General features: G+C 26.9%; 16 protein-coding genes and 1 pseudogene. 11 read left to right on the top strand and 6 right to left on the bottom strand.

What is annotated here, in order from left to right:
- Positions 1-131: 131 nt before the first annotated feature.
- The 4 genes from A500_RS11815 to A500_RS11800 all read left to right on the top strand — a co-directional run bounded on the left by A500_RS11815 (position 132) and on the right by A500_RS11800 (position 3,749).
- Entirely contained in the window at positions 132-1,043 is a 912-nt protein-coding gene (locus A500_RS11815) for a D-2-hydroxyacid dehydrogenase (RefSeq protein WP_016207823.1), read from the top strand.
- A gap of 17 nt (positions 1,044-1,060) precedes the next feature.
- The gene (locus A500_RS11810) at positions 1,061-2,296 is read left to right on the top strand and encodes a DUF1015 domain-containing protein (protein WP_016207822.1); all 1,236 of its coding nucleotides are present in this window, start codon (positions 1,061-1,063) and stop codon (positions 2,294-2,296) included.
- 245 nt (positions 2,297-2,541) lie between these two features.
- Positions 2,542-3,048 (top strand): COG2426 family protein, encoded by a 507-nt coding sequence (locus tag A500_RS11805; protein WP_016207821.1) that lies wholly within the window; start codon positions 2,542-2,544, stop codon positions 3,046-3,048.
- A gap of 146 nt (positions 3,049-3,194) precedes the next feature.
- Positions 3,195-3,749 carry a rubrerythrin family protein gene (locus A500_RS11800; protein WP_016207820.1) on the top strand — a complete coding sequence of 185 codons (555 nt, stop codon included), beginning with the start codon at positions 3,195-3,197 and terminating at the stop codon, positions 3,747-3,749.
- A gap of 76 nt (positions 3,750-3,825) precedes the next feature.
- Here A500_RS11800 and A500_RS19540 read toward each other — a convergent pair whose 3' ends face one another.
- Positions 3,826-5,295 (bottom strand): GGDEF domain-containing protein, encoded by a 1,470-nt coding sequence (locus A500_RS19540; RefSeq protein ID WP_016207819.1) that lies wholly within the window; start codon positions 5,293-5,295, stop codon positions 3,826-3,828.
- A 70-nt stretch (positions 5,296-5,365) separates the two neighbouring features.
- On the bottom strand, positions 5,366-5,626 hold the full coding sequence (locus A500_RS11790) for a late competence development ComFB family protein (RefSeq protein ID WP_016207818.1): 261 nt from the start codon (positions 5,624-5,626) through the stop codon (positions 5,366-5,368).
- 610 nt (positions 5,627-6,236) lie between these two features.
- Between A500_RS11790 and A500_RS11785 the strand changes: the two genes are divergently transcribed.
- From A500_RS11785 to A500_RS11775, 3 genes and pseudogenes are all read left to right on the top strand, one after another.
- Entirely contained in the window at positions 6,237-7,121 is an 885-nt protein-coding gene (locus tag A500_RS11785; RefSeq protein ID WP_016207817.1) for an HD-GYP domain-containing protein, read from the top strand.
- 52 nt (positions 7,122-7,173) lie between these two features.
- Positions 7,174-8,628: pseudogene (locus A500_RS11780) on the top strand (methyl-accepting chemotaxis protein); the annotation flags it as partial.
- 346 nt (positions 8,629-8,974) lie between these two features.
- Positions 8,975-9,388 (top strand): hemerythrin domain-containing protein, encoded by a 414-nt coding sequence (locus A500_RS11775; protein ID WP_016207815.1) that lies wholly within the window; start codon positions 8,975-8,977, stop codon positions 9,386-9,388.
- Positions 9,389-9,439: 51 nt separating this feature from the next.
- On the opposite strand, the gene A500_RS11770 is transcribed toward A500_RS11775, so the two are convergent.
- Positions 9,440-10,132: a 5'-methylthioadenosine/adenosylhomocysteine nucleosidase gene (locus A500_RS11770; RefSeq protein ID WP_016207814.1), complete on the bottom strand. Its 693-nt coding sequence runs from the start codon at positions 10,130-10,132 to the stop codon at positions 9,440-9,442.
- A gap of 268 nt (positions 10,133-10,400) precedes the next feature.
- Here A500_RS11770 and A500_RS11765 point away from each other — a divergent pair, with 268 nt between their 5' ends.
- Positions 10,401-11,159 carry a tRNA threonylcarbamoyladenosine dehydratase gene (locus tag A500_RS11765; RefSeq protein ID WP_016207813.1) on the top strand — a complete coding sequence of 253 codons (759 nt, stop codon included), beginning with the start codon at positions 10,401-10,403 and terminating at the stop codon, positions 11,157-11,159.
- A 264-nt stretch (positions 11,160-11,423) separates the two neighbouring features.
- Here the strand turns inward: A500_RS11765 and msrA are convergent, their stop codons facing one another.
- Together msrA and A500_RS11755 are read right to left on the bottom strand one after the other, a co-directional pair.
- Positions 11,424-11,894: a peptide-methionine (S)-S-oxide reductase MsrA gene (gene msrA, locus A500_RS11760; protein ID WP_016207812.1), complete on the bottom strand. Its 471-nt coding sequence runs from the start codon at positions 11,892-11,894 to the stop codon at positions 11,424-11,426.
- 74 nt (positions 11,895-11,968) lie between these two features.
- On the bottom strand, positions 11,969-12,637 hold the full coding sequence (locus A500_RS11755) for a DUF4230 domain-containing protein (protein WP_016207811.1): 669 nt from the start codon (positions 12,635-12,637) through the stop codon (positions 11,969-11,971).
- Positions 12,638-12,814: 177 nt separating this feature from the next.
- Between A500_RS11755 and A500_RS11750 the strand changes: the two genes are divergently transcribed.
- Together A500_RS11750 and glcT are read left to right on the top strand one after the other, a co-directional pair.
- Positions 12,815-13,753: a GNAT family N-acetyltransferase gene (locus A500_RS11750; protein WP_016207810.1), complete on the top strand. Its 939-nt coding sequence runs from the start codon at positions 12,815-12,817 to the stop codon at positions 13,751-13,753.
- 22 nt (positions 13,754-13,775) lie between these two features.
- The gene (gene glcT / locus A500_RS11745) at positions 13,776-14,636 is read left to right on the top strand and encodes a glucose PTS transporter transcription antiterminator GlcT (protein ID WP_016207809.1); all 861 of its coding nucleotides are present in this window, start codon (positions 13,776-13,778) and stop codon (positions 14,634-14,636) included.
- Positions 14,637-14,684: 48 nt separating this feature from the next.
- On the opposite strand, the gene A500_RS11740 is transcribed toward glcT, so the two are convergent.
- Positions 14,685-15,203 (bottom strand): PTS sugar transporter subunit IIA, encoded by a 519-nt coding sequence (locus tag A500_RS11740; protein WP_040436814.1) that lies wholly within the window; start codon positions 15,201-15,203, stop codon positions 14,685-14,687.
- A 559-nt stretch (positions 15,204-15,762) separates the two neighbouring features.
- Here A500_RS11740 and nagE point away from each other — a divergent pair.
- The gene (gene nagE / locus A500_RS11735) at positions 15,763-17,202 is read left to right on the top strand and encodes an N-acetylglucosamine-specific PTS transporter subunit IIBC (protein WP_016207807.1); all 1,440 of its coding nucleotides are present in this window, start codon (positions 15,763-15,765) and stop codon (positions 17,200-17,202) included.
- Positions 17,203-17,607: the final 405 nt, after the last annotated feature.

Below are 17,607 nucleotides of genomic sequence, written 5' to 3'. Positions count from 1 at the left end.
GTATAAATAAGGGTTTAGATTAGATTCTAGACTCTTATTATTATAATTAACAATTAACAGAGTAAGTGGTTTTATTTTGTGAAACCATTGTTAATTATCAATTATTAATTAAATAAACTGGGGGTATTAACGTGTACAAAATATTAGTAAGTGATGGTTTGCAGGAAAATGCAATTAATGAATTAATAAAATTAGGTTTTAGTGTTACTGATGAGCATTATGATAAAGTAATTTTAGGGGAAAAGCTTAAGGAGTTTGATGCTTTAGTTATAAGATCAGCAACAAAAGTAACTAAGGAAGTATTAGAAAAGGCATCAGGTGGAAAATTAAAATTAATAATAAGAGCTGGAGTTGGAATAGATAATATAGATATATATTCAGCACATGAACAAGGCATCACCGTAAAGAATACTCCAAATGCCAGTTCAGACTCAGTTGCTGAATTAGCATTAGCTCATATGTTTGCAGTGGCAAGGTTTATAGGAACATCAAATTACACTATGAGAAATGGTGAATGGAACAAGAAGAAATATGAAGGCATTGAAATTAGTGGGAAAACTTTAGGGATAATAGGAATGGGTAGGATAGGTAAATCCCTAGCTAATAAGGCAACAGCATTAGGAATGAATGTTATTTATAATGATGTATTTGGAAAACAAGATGATGTAAAGTATGAGTTTTTGGAATTAAATGATTTACTCAGAAAATCGGATTTTATTTCTCTACATGTTCCTTATGATAAAGAAAATGGGACATTAATCAGAAAAGAAGAGTTAAATTTAATGAAAGATGGGGCTTATATAATAAATTGTGCAAGAGGTAAAGTTGTAGATGAAGAAGCTTTACTAGAAGCTTTAGATAGTGGGAAAATTGCAGGGGCAGGTATAGATGTATTTGAAGTAGAGCCAAACACAAATGAAATCTTAGTTAATCATCCAAGAGTAAGCTGCACTCCTCATATAGGAGCATCAACAATGGAAGCTCAAGATAGAATAGGAGAAGAAGTAGTTTCAGTTATAAAGGATTTTTTTACTAAGCTATAAATATAGGAGGAATTTTAATGGCAATTATTAAACCTTTTAGAGGAATAAGACCTATAAAAGAATTAGCGGATAAAATAGCGGCACTTCCTTATGATGTAATGGATAGTGATGAAGCTAGGGAAATGGTTAAGGATAATCCATATTCATTTTTGCATGTAGATAAAGCAGAAATAGATTTACCAAAAGATATAGATCCTTATGATGATAGGGTGTATGATAAGGCTAAAGAAAATCTAGATAGTATGATTAAAAATAGATTTTATATAGAAGATGAAAAGCCTAATTATTATATCTATAGACAAGTTATGAAAGGAAGAAGCCAGGTTGGTCTTGTTGGATGTGCATCAATAGATGATTATACTAACAATATAATAAAAAAACATGAACTGACAAGAGAAGATAAAGAAATAGATAGAATTAATCATGTATATAAATGTGAAGCTCATACAGGACCTATATTCTTAACTTATAGAGAAAACAAGGATATTTCAAATATTATAAATGAATGGATAAAGAGAGAACCAATATATGATTTTAAATCAGAAGATGAGGTATGTCATACTGTATGGATCGTGGATGATGAAAATACAGTAATTAAAATAAATGAATTATTTAAATCAGTAGAATATTTATATATTGCAGATGGACATCATAGATCTGCATCAGCAGTAAAAGTAGGTCATATAAAAAGAGCAGAAAAGGAAGATTATACTGGAGAAGAGGAGTTTAATTATTTCTTATCTATTTCATATCCAGATAGCGAGCTTGAAGTTTTAGATTACAATAGAACCGTTAAAGATTTAAATGGACTTTCAAGAGAAGAGTTTTTAAATAAGGTAAGTGAAATTTTTGTAGTTACTGAAAGTAATGAACCAGTTAAGCCTAAAGAAAAACACACTTTTGGAATGTATTTAGAAAAACAGTGGTATTTATTAGAGGCTAAAGAGGGAATATTTAATCCAGAAGATCCAGTAGATCAATTAGATGTATCAATTCTTCAAAACAATCTTTTAAGACCAATACTAGGAATTGATGATCCAAGAAAATCAAAGAGAATAAAATTCATTGGTGGGATAAGAGGATTAAAGGAACTTGAAAGAAGAGCAGATACAGATATGAAAGTGAGCTTTTCTATGTATGCAACAACAACTGATGATATTATGGATATTGCAGATAGTGGAAAAATAATGCCACCAAAATCAACATGGTTTGAACCAAAGCCTAGAAGTGGATTATTTATTCACAAGTTCTAATTTATATAAATTTATAATATCAAAAAATATGTTAGAAACTCAGTTTATCTGAGTTTCTTTTATTATGTAAAACTTAGACTATTTTTCATTTAAAATAAGTTTTTTTCAATTTATAATAAAAGATTGTTAAGTATTAAAAATAAAGACTTGAATACTATGTATTTATTATGTAATCTTATATATATGTAAATAAGCATATTTTTAAAAATAAAATTTAAAGAAATATATAGTATAAGGAGCATATTATGACAGATTCATTAATTAATTGGTTTACTAGCACATTAAGTTTTATGCCAAAGGAGCTTGTGGTGTTTATAATATCTATGGTACCTATTTTAGAGTTGAGAGGTGGATTAGTTGCGGCCTCTTTATTAGGTATAGGAGTATTTAAAGCTATATTCTTATGCGTTTTAGGAAATATAGTTCCTATTCCATTCATTTTGTTTTTTATTACCCCAATATTTAATTGGATGAAAAAGACCAAATTATTTAAAGCTACAGTTGAAAAATTAGAGGAAAAATCAATGGCTAAAAGTGAGCAAATTCAGAAATATGAATTTTGGGGACTTGCATTATTTGTTGGTGTACCTTTACCAGGAACAGGGGCATGGACAGGTGCACTTATAGCGTCATTACTTGGAATAAAAACAAAGAAGGCATCCTTAGCGATATTTGTAGGTTTAATAATCGCAACAGTAATAATGACTATAATATCCTATGGAATTCCATGGGTCATTCAAACAATGGGATAATAGTTATTAAAAATATATGTAAAAAATATAAGAATATAAAGTATTTATCAGCCCTTTTCCTATGCTTATAGAAAGTTTATATATAAATGAATTAAAATTTCCTTTTTTGAAATAATAATAATATATCATGAAGGGATGTGTTTATAATGTCAGTAAATAATGCGATGACAGTAGATTTTTTAAGTTCAGCATATGGTGGAGAAAGTATGGCTCATATGCGTTATACTATTTGGGGTGATTCAGCAGAAAAGGATGGGTATCCAAATATAGCTAGACTTTTTAGGGGAATTGCTTATGCAGAGTGGTGTCATGCTAAGAATCATTTTAATGTACTAAATGATAAGGTTGAAGATAAAACAGTAGTTGCTGGAGCTGTATTTGGTCATACAAATATAGTTGAAAATCTTCAAGGTGCAATTGATGGAGAATTACATGAAATAGATCAAATGTATCCTGTTTATTTAGAAACAGCTAAGTTTCAAAAAGAATCTGATGCGCAAAGATCATTTCATTATGCTTTAGAAGCAGAAAAAATTCATGCTAAGATGTTCAAAGATGCACAAGATATGGCAAAACAGCAAAAAGATATAGGTAGTGAGACTATCTATATATGTCCAATTTGCGGTTTCACTGAAATTGGAGATAATGTAGAAAAATGTCCAGTCTGTGGTGCAAAAAAAGAAATATTTAAGTCTTTTTAATAAAATCTTATTAGCTTATAGAGTTTTATTAAAAAGAATAATTAAGATAAAAGTCATGATATAAATAAAGTCTATATCATGACTTTTTCATAAGCTTCTCTAAATACATTTTTTTATCTGCTAAGTGTAAAATTTCTTCTGTTGTATAATCAATACTATTATTAAATTCAAATACTCCATGACTCGCACTAACAGAATAGGGCTTCAATTGGGAAAAGTTATATTTTTGAAAATCATTTTTTATAGAATTCCATATGTTCTCAGCATAGGTTTCATCTTTAAATGGAAATAAAATTATAAATTCATCTCCACCATATCTATAGATAATATCTGAAGAGCTTATATTTTTTTGTATCAACTCACAAACCGTTCTAATTAATATATCACCTTCGCTATGTCCATAGGTATCATTTACTAATTTTAAATCATTTATATCTATAAAGCATAATGATAATGAAGCACCTATATTCTTACAGAGACTAAGATTATATTCAAGAATTTTAATTCCAGAGTATCTATTCAAAACACCAGTAAGTGAATCCATGGAGGCGCGATTTAGTAATTCATCTTCAATTTTTTTTAAATTTGTAATATCTGTAATACTTGTTAAGATACATTCTTCTCCATAATATTCAATTAATTCATGATTTGTAATTACCCATTTAATATTACCAGATTTACACTTATACTCTACAATACATTCTTTAATCTTAGATTTACTGAGAATATTCTCTAACATATTATATTTATCTTTTTCATTTTTATATAAATCACCTAAAGATATTTTATTAAATTCATCATTACTATATCCTAAAAATATAGATGCCTTATTATTTGAAGTTATAATTTTATCATCTTTGTATTGGCTTATAAATAAGGGCTGTGGATTTGCATTAAATAATTTTTTAAAATTATGCTCACTTTCAATAAGATGACATTTGTTGCTAAATTCTTTTAATCTATTCTTATGCAAAGAATAACATAATAGAATCGATGCTAACAATATTGTATTAGCATTAATTTGTTTTGATAATATAGATATAAGGCTATTAGAAAAATGCATATTAATCCCTAACATAAGTATTATATGATTAATTATAAAAGCTGTAATCATAAATATATGTTCAAAAGGAAACCATACTGCTGAAATTAACATCATGATTGCATATGAATCAATACTATTTACAAATTTATAATTAATAATAAGGGGAAGAGATCCAGCAAGTAACAGTATTATAATAAATAATCTATAAATAAACCGTAATATAGAAATATTATTATAAATTTTTATCTTTTTATAAAAAATTAAAAATAATGAAGATAAAATAAATCCGCTTGAATGAACAAATAGTAATACTAATTTAAAATGCTTACTAACATCTTTTAATAAGAAGAAGTAGCAGTAGAAATAATACATATTAATAGATAATATTCCAATGCATGAAATTCGTATTCGATCTAGTGCAATTAATAAATTTTCTTTTTGAAAATCAAGTTTTTTTTCAAGTATTTTATAGCTTAATGATAGGTTATGATTATTATACATTATATATCATCCTTAAAAATTGTTTTAACTTGCTTTTATACTATACAATTAAAAGATATATCAATTGATGTTAGTGATTTGGATTGTTATATACTATATCAATTGACTTAATTATTTCACTTATAACGGTAGTTTTAAATTGAATTTTCAATTCATTGATTTTGGTGTAAGTATAGCCTTTTTCGGTAGAAATATATAAGGGCTGTAGATTATTTAAAGTTATTGCTTTTATATCTTCAATACATACTTTGCACTTACATATATCTTTATATTCACTAAGAATAGATGTTAACAAATTATCAACTATTACTTCCATATAATTTCTAAGCAAGATACCCCTCCTTCCAATTTTAGAGTATTTATATAAAAAACAATAATAGAAGTATTATCCATAACTTCTATTATTATATAAAATTAATTGTTAAATTTAAAGCAATAAGCAAATTATTATTTTTATATTATTTATATCTCTATTGCTAATAATATGATAAGAGTTATATCTAATACTAAAATTTTATTAGAAATTTAAAATTATTTTTCGACATTTAAAGTTTCACATCTAAATATAGAGTAAAGGCTAAAAAACTAAATTTCTTAAAAATAATAACTGTGAATATTATACTATAAATGAAAATAAATACATGGCATAAAACAAAATACGACAAAATAAAACAAAAAGTATAAATGATTTTGAAACAACAAGCATTGACAAAATAGGATAAAATGCTACAATTAAAGCGGAATTGAGAAGGTTATAAAAATAATATTATTAAATTATAATAGGGAATAAAAACTTTTTCGAAATAATATAAACTGAGTTAAAAATTCAATTATAGATAATTATGAGAATTGATAAGAGTAATCTTAGGCAATCTTAAGAAAACATTTACAAGAGGTAATATATAGTGGATATAAAAAGATTAATATGGAGGCAGGATACGATGACAATTAATATACCTACATCAAATAGTATAAATGGAGACAAGCTAGCTGAAGATATTTATGATGCATATGGTAATATTATATTAGAAAAAGATACAGTACTTAATTGCAAATTAAAAAGGTATTTAGTTGATTTAGGTATAATAAGTATTAATATATATAATCCACTTACTAATTTTGATAATTATGAAAAGGTACATAAAACAATAATACAAGAAGTTGAAAGTACTCTTACTTGTATTTTGTATAAAAATGATCATATATATGATGAAATTACAGAATATGTATCTAAAATGTGTAAAAGTATAAGTGATAATCCAATCATAATAAAGGCATTAGACAGAATAAAGAAAATTGATAATTATACATTTAAACATAGTATAAACACATCACTTTATTCAATGCTTATAGCAATATGGATGAATCAAAGTAATAAAGAAGTTATTAATGCAACTCAAGCTGGAATATTACATGATATAGGGAAAATTTATATACCTCATGAAATTTTAAATAAAGAGACTAAATTAACTTCAGAAGAGTATGAAGAAATTAAAAAACACACTCTGTATGGATATTTCTTGCTAAGTAATTTTAGTGAATTTAATCAAGAAGTGAAAAAAGCAGTTTTGTTTCACCATGAAAGAATAGATTCTCTCGGATATCCATTAAGGGCTAAACCGGATTATGTAGGCATTACTTCAAAAATAGTTGCTGTTGCTGATGTATATGATGCAATGACAACAGATAGAGTATATAAAATGTCAATATCGCCTAGTGAAGCGGTTAACTATCTAAGTAGCGATGGAATGGAGATATTAGATAATAACATAATAAAAGTTTTTAAAAAGAATATTTTGAAATATGATTTTAAGGCTAGTATATAAGATATTACAAATGAGGAGAATTAATATGTTTAAAAAATTAAAGGATATAAAAATAACAAATTTAGTGACTCTTTTAAGCGTGCTAGCAATTACACTGGTTTTACTTATTGGAGTTAGAGCTATCAGAGAAACTAAAAAAGTTAATAATAATATAGAGAAAATATATGAGTATAGGTTAATTCCTATTACAGACGTTGCAGATATTAATGCAAATTATTTAAATATAAGGATTCAAATAAATAGATCAAACATAGAGTATAGTCCGGATTTTAACAAAAAAATAAAGGAATATGATGCGAAGATTCAAGAATATGTAGAAAAATATAAAACTAGCAATATGGATGATGATGAAGTAAAATTTTTAAATTATTTTCAAAAGCAATATAATCAGTATATGGAAGTATGGGAAAAGGTTAATTCTTACACTAGTAGGGGAGAAAAGATTAAAAGTGAAGATTTAAAAAGTTTTGATGAGTATGGAAATAATATAGCTAAAACGATTGAAAGTTTAATGAAATATAATAAAGTTAATGCAGATAAGATAAAATTTAATAGTGATAGTATATATAATCAAGTAATAAATACTTTTACAATTATTATAATCATTTCTTTAATAGTACTTGGAGTTATTGCTTATTTTATAAGAAGAAGTATAAAATATTCAGCAAAAGATATAATTAACAAGTTACAATCTATTGCTAAAGGTGATTTTACACCTAATATAGAAACCGATAGTAAAAATGAGTTCGGAGTTATGAAAAAGGCTTTAGCAGAGACATTAGGCAATATATCGAGTCTATTAGAAGAGATAAAAGAAAAAGCTTTATTTATAGAAAGAAGTTCAGAAGGGCTGTCAGCGGTATCTGAAGAAATGACATCATCTTCATCAAATGTTGCATTAGCTATGCAAGATGTTGCTAGAGGTTCTGGAGAACAAACAGAAGATCTTGTAAATATTAGTAATATACTTAGTGACTTTGGAAAGCGAATAGAAGATATTGTTTCTGCAATTAAAAATATAGATAATAACGCTAATCAAGTTGATAAAATGGCTGAAGATAATGAAAGTAATATGCAAGTAATTGTAAAAGAATTAGGATTGTTGAAAGGTGATTTTAATAACTTTGTTAATTTAATTGTTGAATTGGGAAAAAATATATCAAAGATTAATGAAATAACTAATTTAATTAATGATATAGCAGAACAAACTAATTTACTAGCATTAAATGCTGCAATCGAAGCAGCTAGAGCAGGGGAGTCAGGTAAAGGATTTGCAGTAGTAGCAGATGAAATAAGAAAACTTGCAGAGCAATCTAAAGTTTCTTCTGAAAGTATAAATAAATTAATAATAAATATTTCAGATAAAACAGAAATACTTATTAATAGCACAGATACTATGGATGCAGAATTAGAAAGTCAAATTAATAAAGTAAATAACTCAATAGTGAATATTAGTAAGATGATAGGAGCTATTGCAGAGATTATTCCACAAATCAATTCTGTAAGTAGATCAGCAGCTAGTATAGAAGAAAATAAAAATATAATATTACAAAAAGTAGAATCTACTTCAGAAGTAGCTGAAGAGGTATCTGCATCTACGGAAGAGATAGCAGCGGCTTCTGAAGAAATGAATTCATCATCTGAAGAAGTTGCAGGAACAGCAGAAAATCTAAGCAAAATGGCAAAAGAAATGACAAAGGAAATAAATATATTTAAACTTAAAAGATAAACTTTAAAATAAGATAATCTAAATAGTTAGTAGATTGTGATTGAAATCACAGAAGAATTCTTATTTCTTAGTTATTATATAGTTAATATAAATAAATAAGAGATAAGGTAGGAAATTAGAAGAGATGAATATAGATAATTTAGAAAGACAGCACTTAGAAATAAATAGCTTATTTAGCAAGATAAATAAAAACTTAAACTCAAATAATATAACTAATGATATAGATAGTCTGGTATGGGATATAAACACTCTTGCAGGAAAGTTAAATATCCATATGAAAACAGAGGACAAGTTTTTGTATCCAGAATTAATTAATGGTGCAAATGAAAACTTAAAAAAAATTGCTCTTGAGTATAGTCAAGAGATGGGAAATATACATAAGGTATTTGAGGAATTTAAAAGTAATTTTAACACTAAGAATAAAATATTAAATGATATTGATAAATTCTTAATAGAAAGTAATAAAGTTTTAAAGCTTTTAAAAAATAGAATAGACAAAGAAGATAGAAGTCTATATCCAAAAATGAAGTTGATATAATAAATAAAGCAGACAAGTTATTAAAATATAATAATTTGTCTGCTTTATTTGTTATAATTTTTCTAACATACTTTTTAAAATAATAGTAGAGTTTCTAACAGCAATAGGAATAAATTTTTCATAATCCATATGAGCTCCATTGTTGGCATTATCAGATATAGATCTAATAACAACACAAGGAATATTATTTAAATAGCATACATGAGCAATACTTGCACCTTCCATTTCGCAAGCTATAGCATTAAATTCTTTTTCGAACCATTGGATTTTTTCAATGCTTGATATAAATTGATCACCAGATACTATTCTACCTGAAAAAGTGTTTATTTCTTTAATTTCTTCACAAGCAGATAAAGCAGCTTTTACTAAGATATCATTACATTTAAAATCAAATGTATCTAACCTTGGAATTTGTCCATGAGGATCACCGAAAACAGTTGTATCCATATCATGTTGAACTAAATCTTTTCCAACAACAACATCTCCAGGATAAATATTTTTACCAATACCACCTGCGACACCAACATTTATTATTGAAGATACATTATATTCAGATATTAATATTTGTGTACAAATAGCAGCATTTACCTTACCAATACCACAGACAACTGCAATTATATTTTTATTTTCTAAAGTACCTCTATAAAAAGTCATATTGGCCTTTTTTGTTTCTTCTTGGATGGACATATCTTTTAAAAGAAGTTCCAACTCCTCAGTCATTGCGCTTATAACTCCTAAAATCATAATTAGCCTCCTTAAATCTTTTGTCAGTTCACAGTTCACAGTGCACGATGCACAGTTATGGAAATATGAATTGTGAACTAAAATAAATTGCTTCTCAATTTATTTCTTATATTATCATATATTAGACTTTATTTAAATAAACTATAATGTTTTTTATTATATGGAAAATAATAATATTGTATATAAATAAATAATGTTCTAAAATAAGATATAAATTAAAATTTAATCTTTTGTTAAACTACATAAGATACAAGAAGGAGAGAAGGTAATGTTACAACATTCATTATCTAGAACAGAGTTACTTATAGGAAGTGACGGACTAGGAAAGTTGAAAAATTCGAAAGTAGTAGTTTTTGGTATTGGTGGAGTAGGAAGCTTTGCTGTTGAAGCTCTAGTAAGGGCAGGGGTAGGTAACATAGTATTAATTGATGACGATACTATCTGCTTAACTAATTTAAACAGACAAATACATGCAACATATGGAACAATAAGTAAATCAAAGGTTGATGTTATGAAGGAGAGAATTCTTACTATAAATAGGAAATGTAATGTTATTACTCACGAAGTGTTCGTAACTCCAGAAAATATAAAAGAACTGATTCCAGAGAATGTCGACTATGTAATAGATGCAATAGATACTGTTTCAGCAAAATTAGCTTTAGCACAATATTGTTATGAAAGAAACATTAATATAATTGCATCAATGGGGACAGGTAATAAGCTAGATCCAACACAATTTAAAATTGCGGATATATATGAAACAAAAGTTTGTCCACTTGCGAAGGTTATGAGGTATGAATTAAGGAAAAGAGGAGTTGAAAAACTTAAAGTTGTTTACTCAGAAGAAAAGCCAAGAAAACCAAAGGATGAAGATGTAGTTACTTGTAAAACTGGTTGTGTTTGTACAGGTGGAACTAAGAAGTGTACGATTAGAAGACAAATACCAGGAAGTATATCTTTTGTCCCTCCAGTTGCTGGAATGATACTAGGGGGAGAAGTTGTAAAAGATATAATAGGTGACATTTAATTAATAGTACAGTATTTTTAGCAATAATTATTATAAGATAAAATCCTAGTAAGACTCTAGTTATATTAGTAATATTAGATAATCTTACTGGGCTTTTTAATCTCTTATTCTTATAAAATCAAAAGAATAAGTACTTAAGTATAAGATATATACGGTTAATATGAAATAAAAAGGAAATTATATACAAACTATATTAATTATAGTAAATAAAATTTCCTTTTACATTTTAATAACTAGCTTAAATAAATATTGCAAATAATCTTATTATAGTTTTATATGACAATATCCACCAGGATTTTTCTTTAAATATTTTTGATGATATTCTTCAGCCCTATAATAATTAATTAAAGGCGTTACTTCTGTAACAATCTTCTTATCATATTTTTTCTGGGTTTCTTCTTTAGACTTAAGAATCTCTCCTAAGTCATTTTCATCTAAATAATATATGCCAGTTCTATATTGGCTTCCTACATCAGGACCTTGTCTATTTAAAATAGTTGGATCAATTATTGACCAATATTCATTTAATATGTTTTCAAGTGATATTTTAGTTTCATCATATTCAACTAAGCAAGCTTCTGCAAAATAAGTATTTTTATAACACACATCTTCGTAAGTAGGATTCTCGGTTCTTCCATTTGCATATCCAACTTCGGTTAATATTACTCCATCTAATCTAGAAAGAAATTCTTCAACCCCCCAGAAGCATCCTCCAGCTAAAACTATTTTTTTCATTTTATCAACTCCTTTACTCAAATAGATTAAATAGTTTAAATATATTATATACCTATAGATAGTAAAGTATATATTTATTTAAAGTATATACTTATAGACATCTTTTTATCTGTTATTTGATTTAGCAAATTTTCTATAGAGATCTTGCTATCAGATAATACCTTTTCATAGATTTCATCATCTTTCATAGTTTCCTCAAAACTTTTTTGTACCTCATTTTGAATAATATTAAATTCTTCTGATGTTAATTTTATTTCGCCAAATCTTAAGAGACCATTAGAAGAATCCTCATAAACAGTTTTTTCTTTATCAATATTGATACTAAAAATTTGTGGGTTAGGAAAATTTATAGATAATTCATTTTTTTTACTATCTATATTAATATCATTTGTAGTAAGATTAGATAAATCTATTGAATAAGAGCAGTTAGCAAAAAATTTTATTCTCTTAAATTTCTGAAATACTTCAAGATTCCCCCAACTTTTATCTATAGTTATTATTTTAGATAATTCGACTTCAAGAGGAATTATCTTATTTACATTTTTTATTTCTTTAAGTAAACTTTCCTCTGAGATAATTTTAAAAGTATTTGAATCAGATAAGTTGTTAATATCTTTTTTATATTTATAATTAAAAAATAGTTTACATACGAGTAAGGTTAATGATAGTATAAAGAAAATAATAAAAAAGTTTCTTATTCTATTTTTCAATTTATTTTTTCTAAACATAGTTAAAATAAACATATATACTCCTAGCTTGATTAATATCAATAAATTATATGATGCATATTACTTAATAATGAATGTAATATAATTCGATTATTAAGTAAAATCGTCGAATATAATATGTTGTGTATGTGGTCTGTTTGTCGTTATAATATAAATAAGAGTAGATACAGATATAACTTAGGAGAAATTATTATGAATGAAAATAAAGGAATAAGTATAGACTTAGTTAAGGGAACTTTTAATGATTATATTATAAAAGACAAAAATAATATATTTATTGGAAGATTTACTATAGTAGAACTAGATAAGGATAATAAAAAGTGTACTGTTAAGCTTAAATTTTATAGGGAAAATAAATATGATCTATTAAAGGAAACAATAGAAAATATATTGAGGGCTATATTTAAGGATAGCAATATATATAAATCTAATATTTTAGTAGATGAGAATATTAATTACAAAGTATTTTTAGACCTAGGATTTACTTTAGAGGGGATACTCACAGAAAATATATTTACTAATGGAGTATTTTTAGATGAATTAAGTTTTGGGATAAATAGAAATGAATATAATAATACTAAAAGAAGTTTCATTGTTTATTTGAAGGGTGAAAATATAACAGTAAAAAATTTCACTCCAGATTCTGCAGAAGATCTATTAAATTACTATATAAGGAATAAAGAACATTTAAGCAGTTATGAACCAAGTAGAGATAGTGTATTCTATACTTATGAAGTACAGAGAGACATATTACTTGAGAGTTATAGGAGTTTGATGAATGGGTCAGGCTTTGATTTAGGAATATATGAGGATGATAAATTAATAGGAAAAATAAAAATATCGAATATAGTTTATGGTGTATTCAAAAGTGCTATAATAGGGTATTCTATGGATAAGGATTTTCAAGGAAAAGGATACATGAAGGAAGCTGTAAATTTAGTTTTGAAGTATTCTAGAGATGAATTAGAATTACATAGAATAGAAGCCTCAGTTTTAACAAATAATGAAAAATCGAAATCAGTTCTTTTAGGTTGTGGATTTAAAGAAGTAGGATTAAATGAAAAATATTTATTTATAAATGGATCATGGAGAGATCACATAACCTTTTTTAAGATATTAGAAAAACACTAACTATTATTTGGGGGAAGAAAATATGAATTTGATTATATTAAATAACAAAGCAACAGTAGTGAAATCCTTTAATAATAATATATTGCTTGTAAGAGAAAAAGGAAAAGAAAAAATTCTTTTTCAAAAGGGAATTGGTTTCGGTAAAAAGCTGGGTGATATTATAGAAAAAGGAACATTAGTTGAAAAAATTTTTATAATTGAAGATAAAGAAAACCAAAGAAATTTTAATGAAATATTAACTAGAGTAGATACTAAACTTATAGGAATAGTTGAAGAAGTTATAGCAGAAATAACTGACGAATTAGGAGAGACTCTTAATGAAAACATTCATATAGGGTTAGTCGATCACCTTTTTTATGCAATAAAAAGATTGGAAGAGAATGAGGAAATACAAAATCCATTTATAGTAGAAATACAAACTTTATATAATAGAGAATTTGAAATGGCGAGTAAGCTTGCAGATAAGATAAGGGAAGAGCTAAAGGTAGATATCCCAGAAGGTGAAAAAGGATTTATAGCGCTTCATATTCATTCAGCAAGAAATAATGGCAAATTATCTAATACTATAAAATATAGCTTTCTAAGTAATTCTATAATTGAACATGTTGAAGATAGATTAAATATAGAGATTGATAGAAAATCATTAGATTATGCCAGATTCTTAACACATATTAGATTTGCAATAGAGAGAATAATAACAGATGCACCGATAAAAAATGATTTAATATATGTAATAAAAAAGAAATACAGATTATCTTATGAAATTGCAGAGGAAACAAAAAAGATAATATGTAGGGCATTAGAAATATCAAATATATCTGAGGATGAAATAGCTTATTTAGCAATGCATATAGAAAGATTCAGAAGTTCTATTATAAAATAAAATCAGTCATTATAAAAATGACTGATTTTTATTTTATATTACTATATCTTATACTTCAAAGTTTACAACTACAGTTTTACCTACAACAACATCTCCACTTTCAATTGGAGTTATTGATTTAGTTGCATCTACATTAGTTATTAATACTGGTGTAGCTAAAGATAATCCTTTAGATAAAATAAAATCTCTGTTTATTTTTATTAATGGGGTACCAGCTTTAACATTTACACCTTGTTCTACTAATTGTTCAAAACCTTCTCCATCAAGAGAAACAGTTTCTAATCCTATGTGAATAAGTAATTCTAATCCATTTTCTAAAGTCATAGCAAATGCATGCTTAGTCTTAAAGATAAGAGTAACTTCTCCATCAGCAGGAGCGACTATAGTATCTCCCTCAGCTATTATAGCCATTCCGTCTCCAGCTAGCTTTTCAGCGAAAACTGGATCTGGTACTTCTGATAAAGGAATAGCCTTACCAGAAACAGGAGCGACAAGTGTGTTAGATTTAGTAACAACTTCTTCATTAACTGAATCAGATTTAAATAAATTTTTAATAAAATCAAACATAGTACTTCCTGAATAATCAGGAATCCACATCCTTTCTACTACATATTTTAATAAATATATTAATTAATAACTATAGTATTTATTAATACAAAAGAATAAATACATAGATATTAGATACAAATTTACATGCTAAATTTTAAAAACAAAAGGCATAAGCCTATAAATGAGATGGACTCATGCCTGTTTAAACAGTAACACGTCTAGTATGATTATATATATAGTTATTAATAGTTGTCAATAAACTAAATTAAAAAAAAGTCGTGAAATCGTTAGCAAAATTAAGTATATTCAATATAATTAATGAAATCTTAAGAAAATAATAGAAAAGAGGCTGGAAAAACACTAAAAAAACTCTTGAAAACAATAACATTAGATGATACAATAACAATGTAAATAAAATATGTGTACAAATTTAGGCGTGTTATCAATTAGTTGAGCATGAGCCGAAAAGGATTTATATATCTGTATATCCTTTTCGGCTTTTTTTATTTTTAAGTTGGAATTATACTATACAACGGCTTAAATTTGTATATAAAAAATTTAAGGAGGATTTATTATTATGATGAAGTATCTTCAAAGACTAGGAAAATCTTTAATGCTTCCAGTAGCAGCATTACCTGTTGCAAGTATTTTAATGGGTATTGGATACTGGCTTGATCCTACAGGTTGGGGAGCAAACAGCGTTATTTCAGCTTTCTTATTAAAAGCTGGTGGAGCGCTAATTGATAACATGGCTATTCTTTTTGCAATTGGTGTATCAGTAGGAATGTCAGATGATAACGATGGTACAGCAGGACTTGCTGGATTAGTTTCATGGCTTGTTATTACAACAGTATTAAGTACAGGTGCTGTTGCTATGTTTAAGGGAATTGATGTTGCAGAAGTACCAGCAGCATTTAGCAAAATCCAAACCCAATTCGTTGGTATACTTTCAGGTTTAATTGGAGCAACATGCTACAATAAGTTTAAAGGAACTAAGTTACCAGATGCTTTAGGATTCTTTAGCGGTAAAAGATCAGTTGCTATAATGACAGCTTTAGCCTCATTAGTTGCAGCATTAGTATTATTCTTTGTATGGCCAGTAGTTTACAATGCACTAGTATCATTTGGTAAGGCTATTGTTTCTACAGGAGCTATTGGATCAGGTATTTATGCATTCTTTAATAGATTATTAATTCCATTTGGATTACATCATGCACTTAACTCTGTATTTTGGTTTGATGTTGCAGGAATTAACGACCTTGGAAACTTCTGGGCTGGAAAGGGTACTTTAGGACAAACAGGAATGTACATGACAGGGTTCTTCCCAGTTATGATGTTTGGTTTACCAGCAGGAGCCTTAGCTATGTATCATACTGCTAAAGATAATAAGAAAAAGGCTGTATATGGATTATTATTAGCAGCTGCTTTATCTTCATTCTTTACAGGGGTTACAGAACCATTAGAATTTGCATTCATGTTCTTAGCTCCAGGACTATATGTAGTACATGCTGCTTTAACAGGTGTATCTGCGGTAATTACTACTTTATTACCAGTAAGAGCTGGATTTAACTTCAGTGCTGGTTTCGTTGATTGGATTTTAAGTTTTAAAGCTCCAATGGCGCAAAATCCACTTTGGTTAATACCAATAGGTTTAGTATTTGCAGTACTTTACTATGTAACATTTAGATTTGTAATTACTCAATTCAATTTAAAGACTCCAGGTAGAGAAGATGATGAAGATGAATTAAGTGAAAATATAGCACTTACTGGAGACATGAATGAATTAGCTAAAGCATATATTGAAGCTTTAGGTGGAAAAGGAAATATAGTGTCAGTAGATAACTGTGTTACTAGATTAAGACTTGGAGTTAAAGACAACTCTATAATTAAAGAAAAGAACTTAACAGCTTTAGGAGCTAGAGGTGTTATAAGACCAGGAAAAGGAAATATTCAAGTAATAGTTGGAACAAATGTACAATTTGTTGCTGATGCTATAAAGGCAGAGTTAAAAAGATAATAAATAAAATAAAATAGAAAAGTAAATTAAGAAGAGGCTGTATTTAGTTTGATTTTAGAAATCAATAAGAATGCAGCCTTTTCGATTCATATATATTAATATATTATAGGTACACTTCATTTATTAATCATTTGAGCTTTATTTCAAGTTTCAGCAAGAATTATATTTTAAGTTTTTTTATTTCCTAAGAAATTATAGTTAGATAAAATATATAAAACATACTGCAATAAAACAACTTATCCCTGTGTATCAACAATAGAAAAATGTAGAAAATAAGAGTAAATATAAATAAGAATAGAATAATTTGTCGTAAACAAATAAATTATGGAGAAAAAGCATCTTTCTACATGATATTATAACTCATGTGCTCAGCAGAATAGTTGAGTAAAAGGAAATAAAAAATGG

Origin of the sequence: Clostridium sartagoforme AAU1 (assembly GCF_000401215.1) — a bacterium.
GTDB lineage: Bacteria > Bacillota > Clostridia > Clostridiales > Clostridiaceae > Clostridium > Clostridium sartagoforme.
This window is presented reverse-complemented; position numbering and strand designations above follow the sequence as displayed.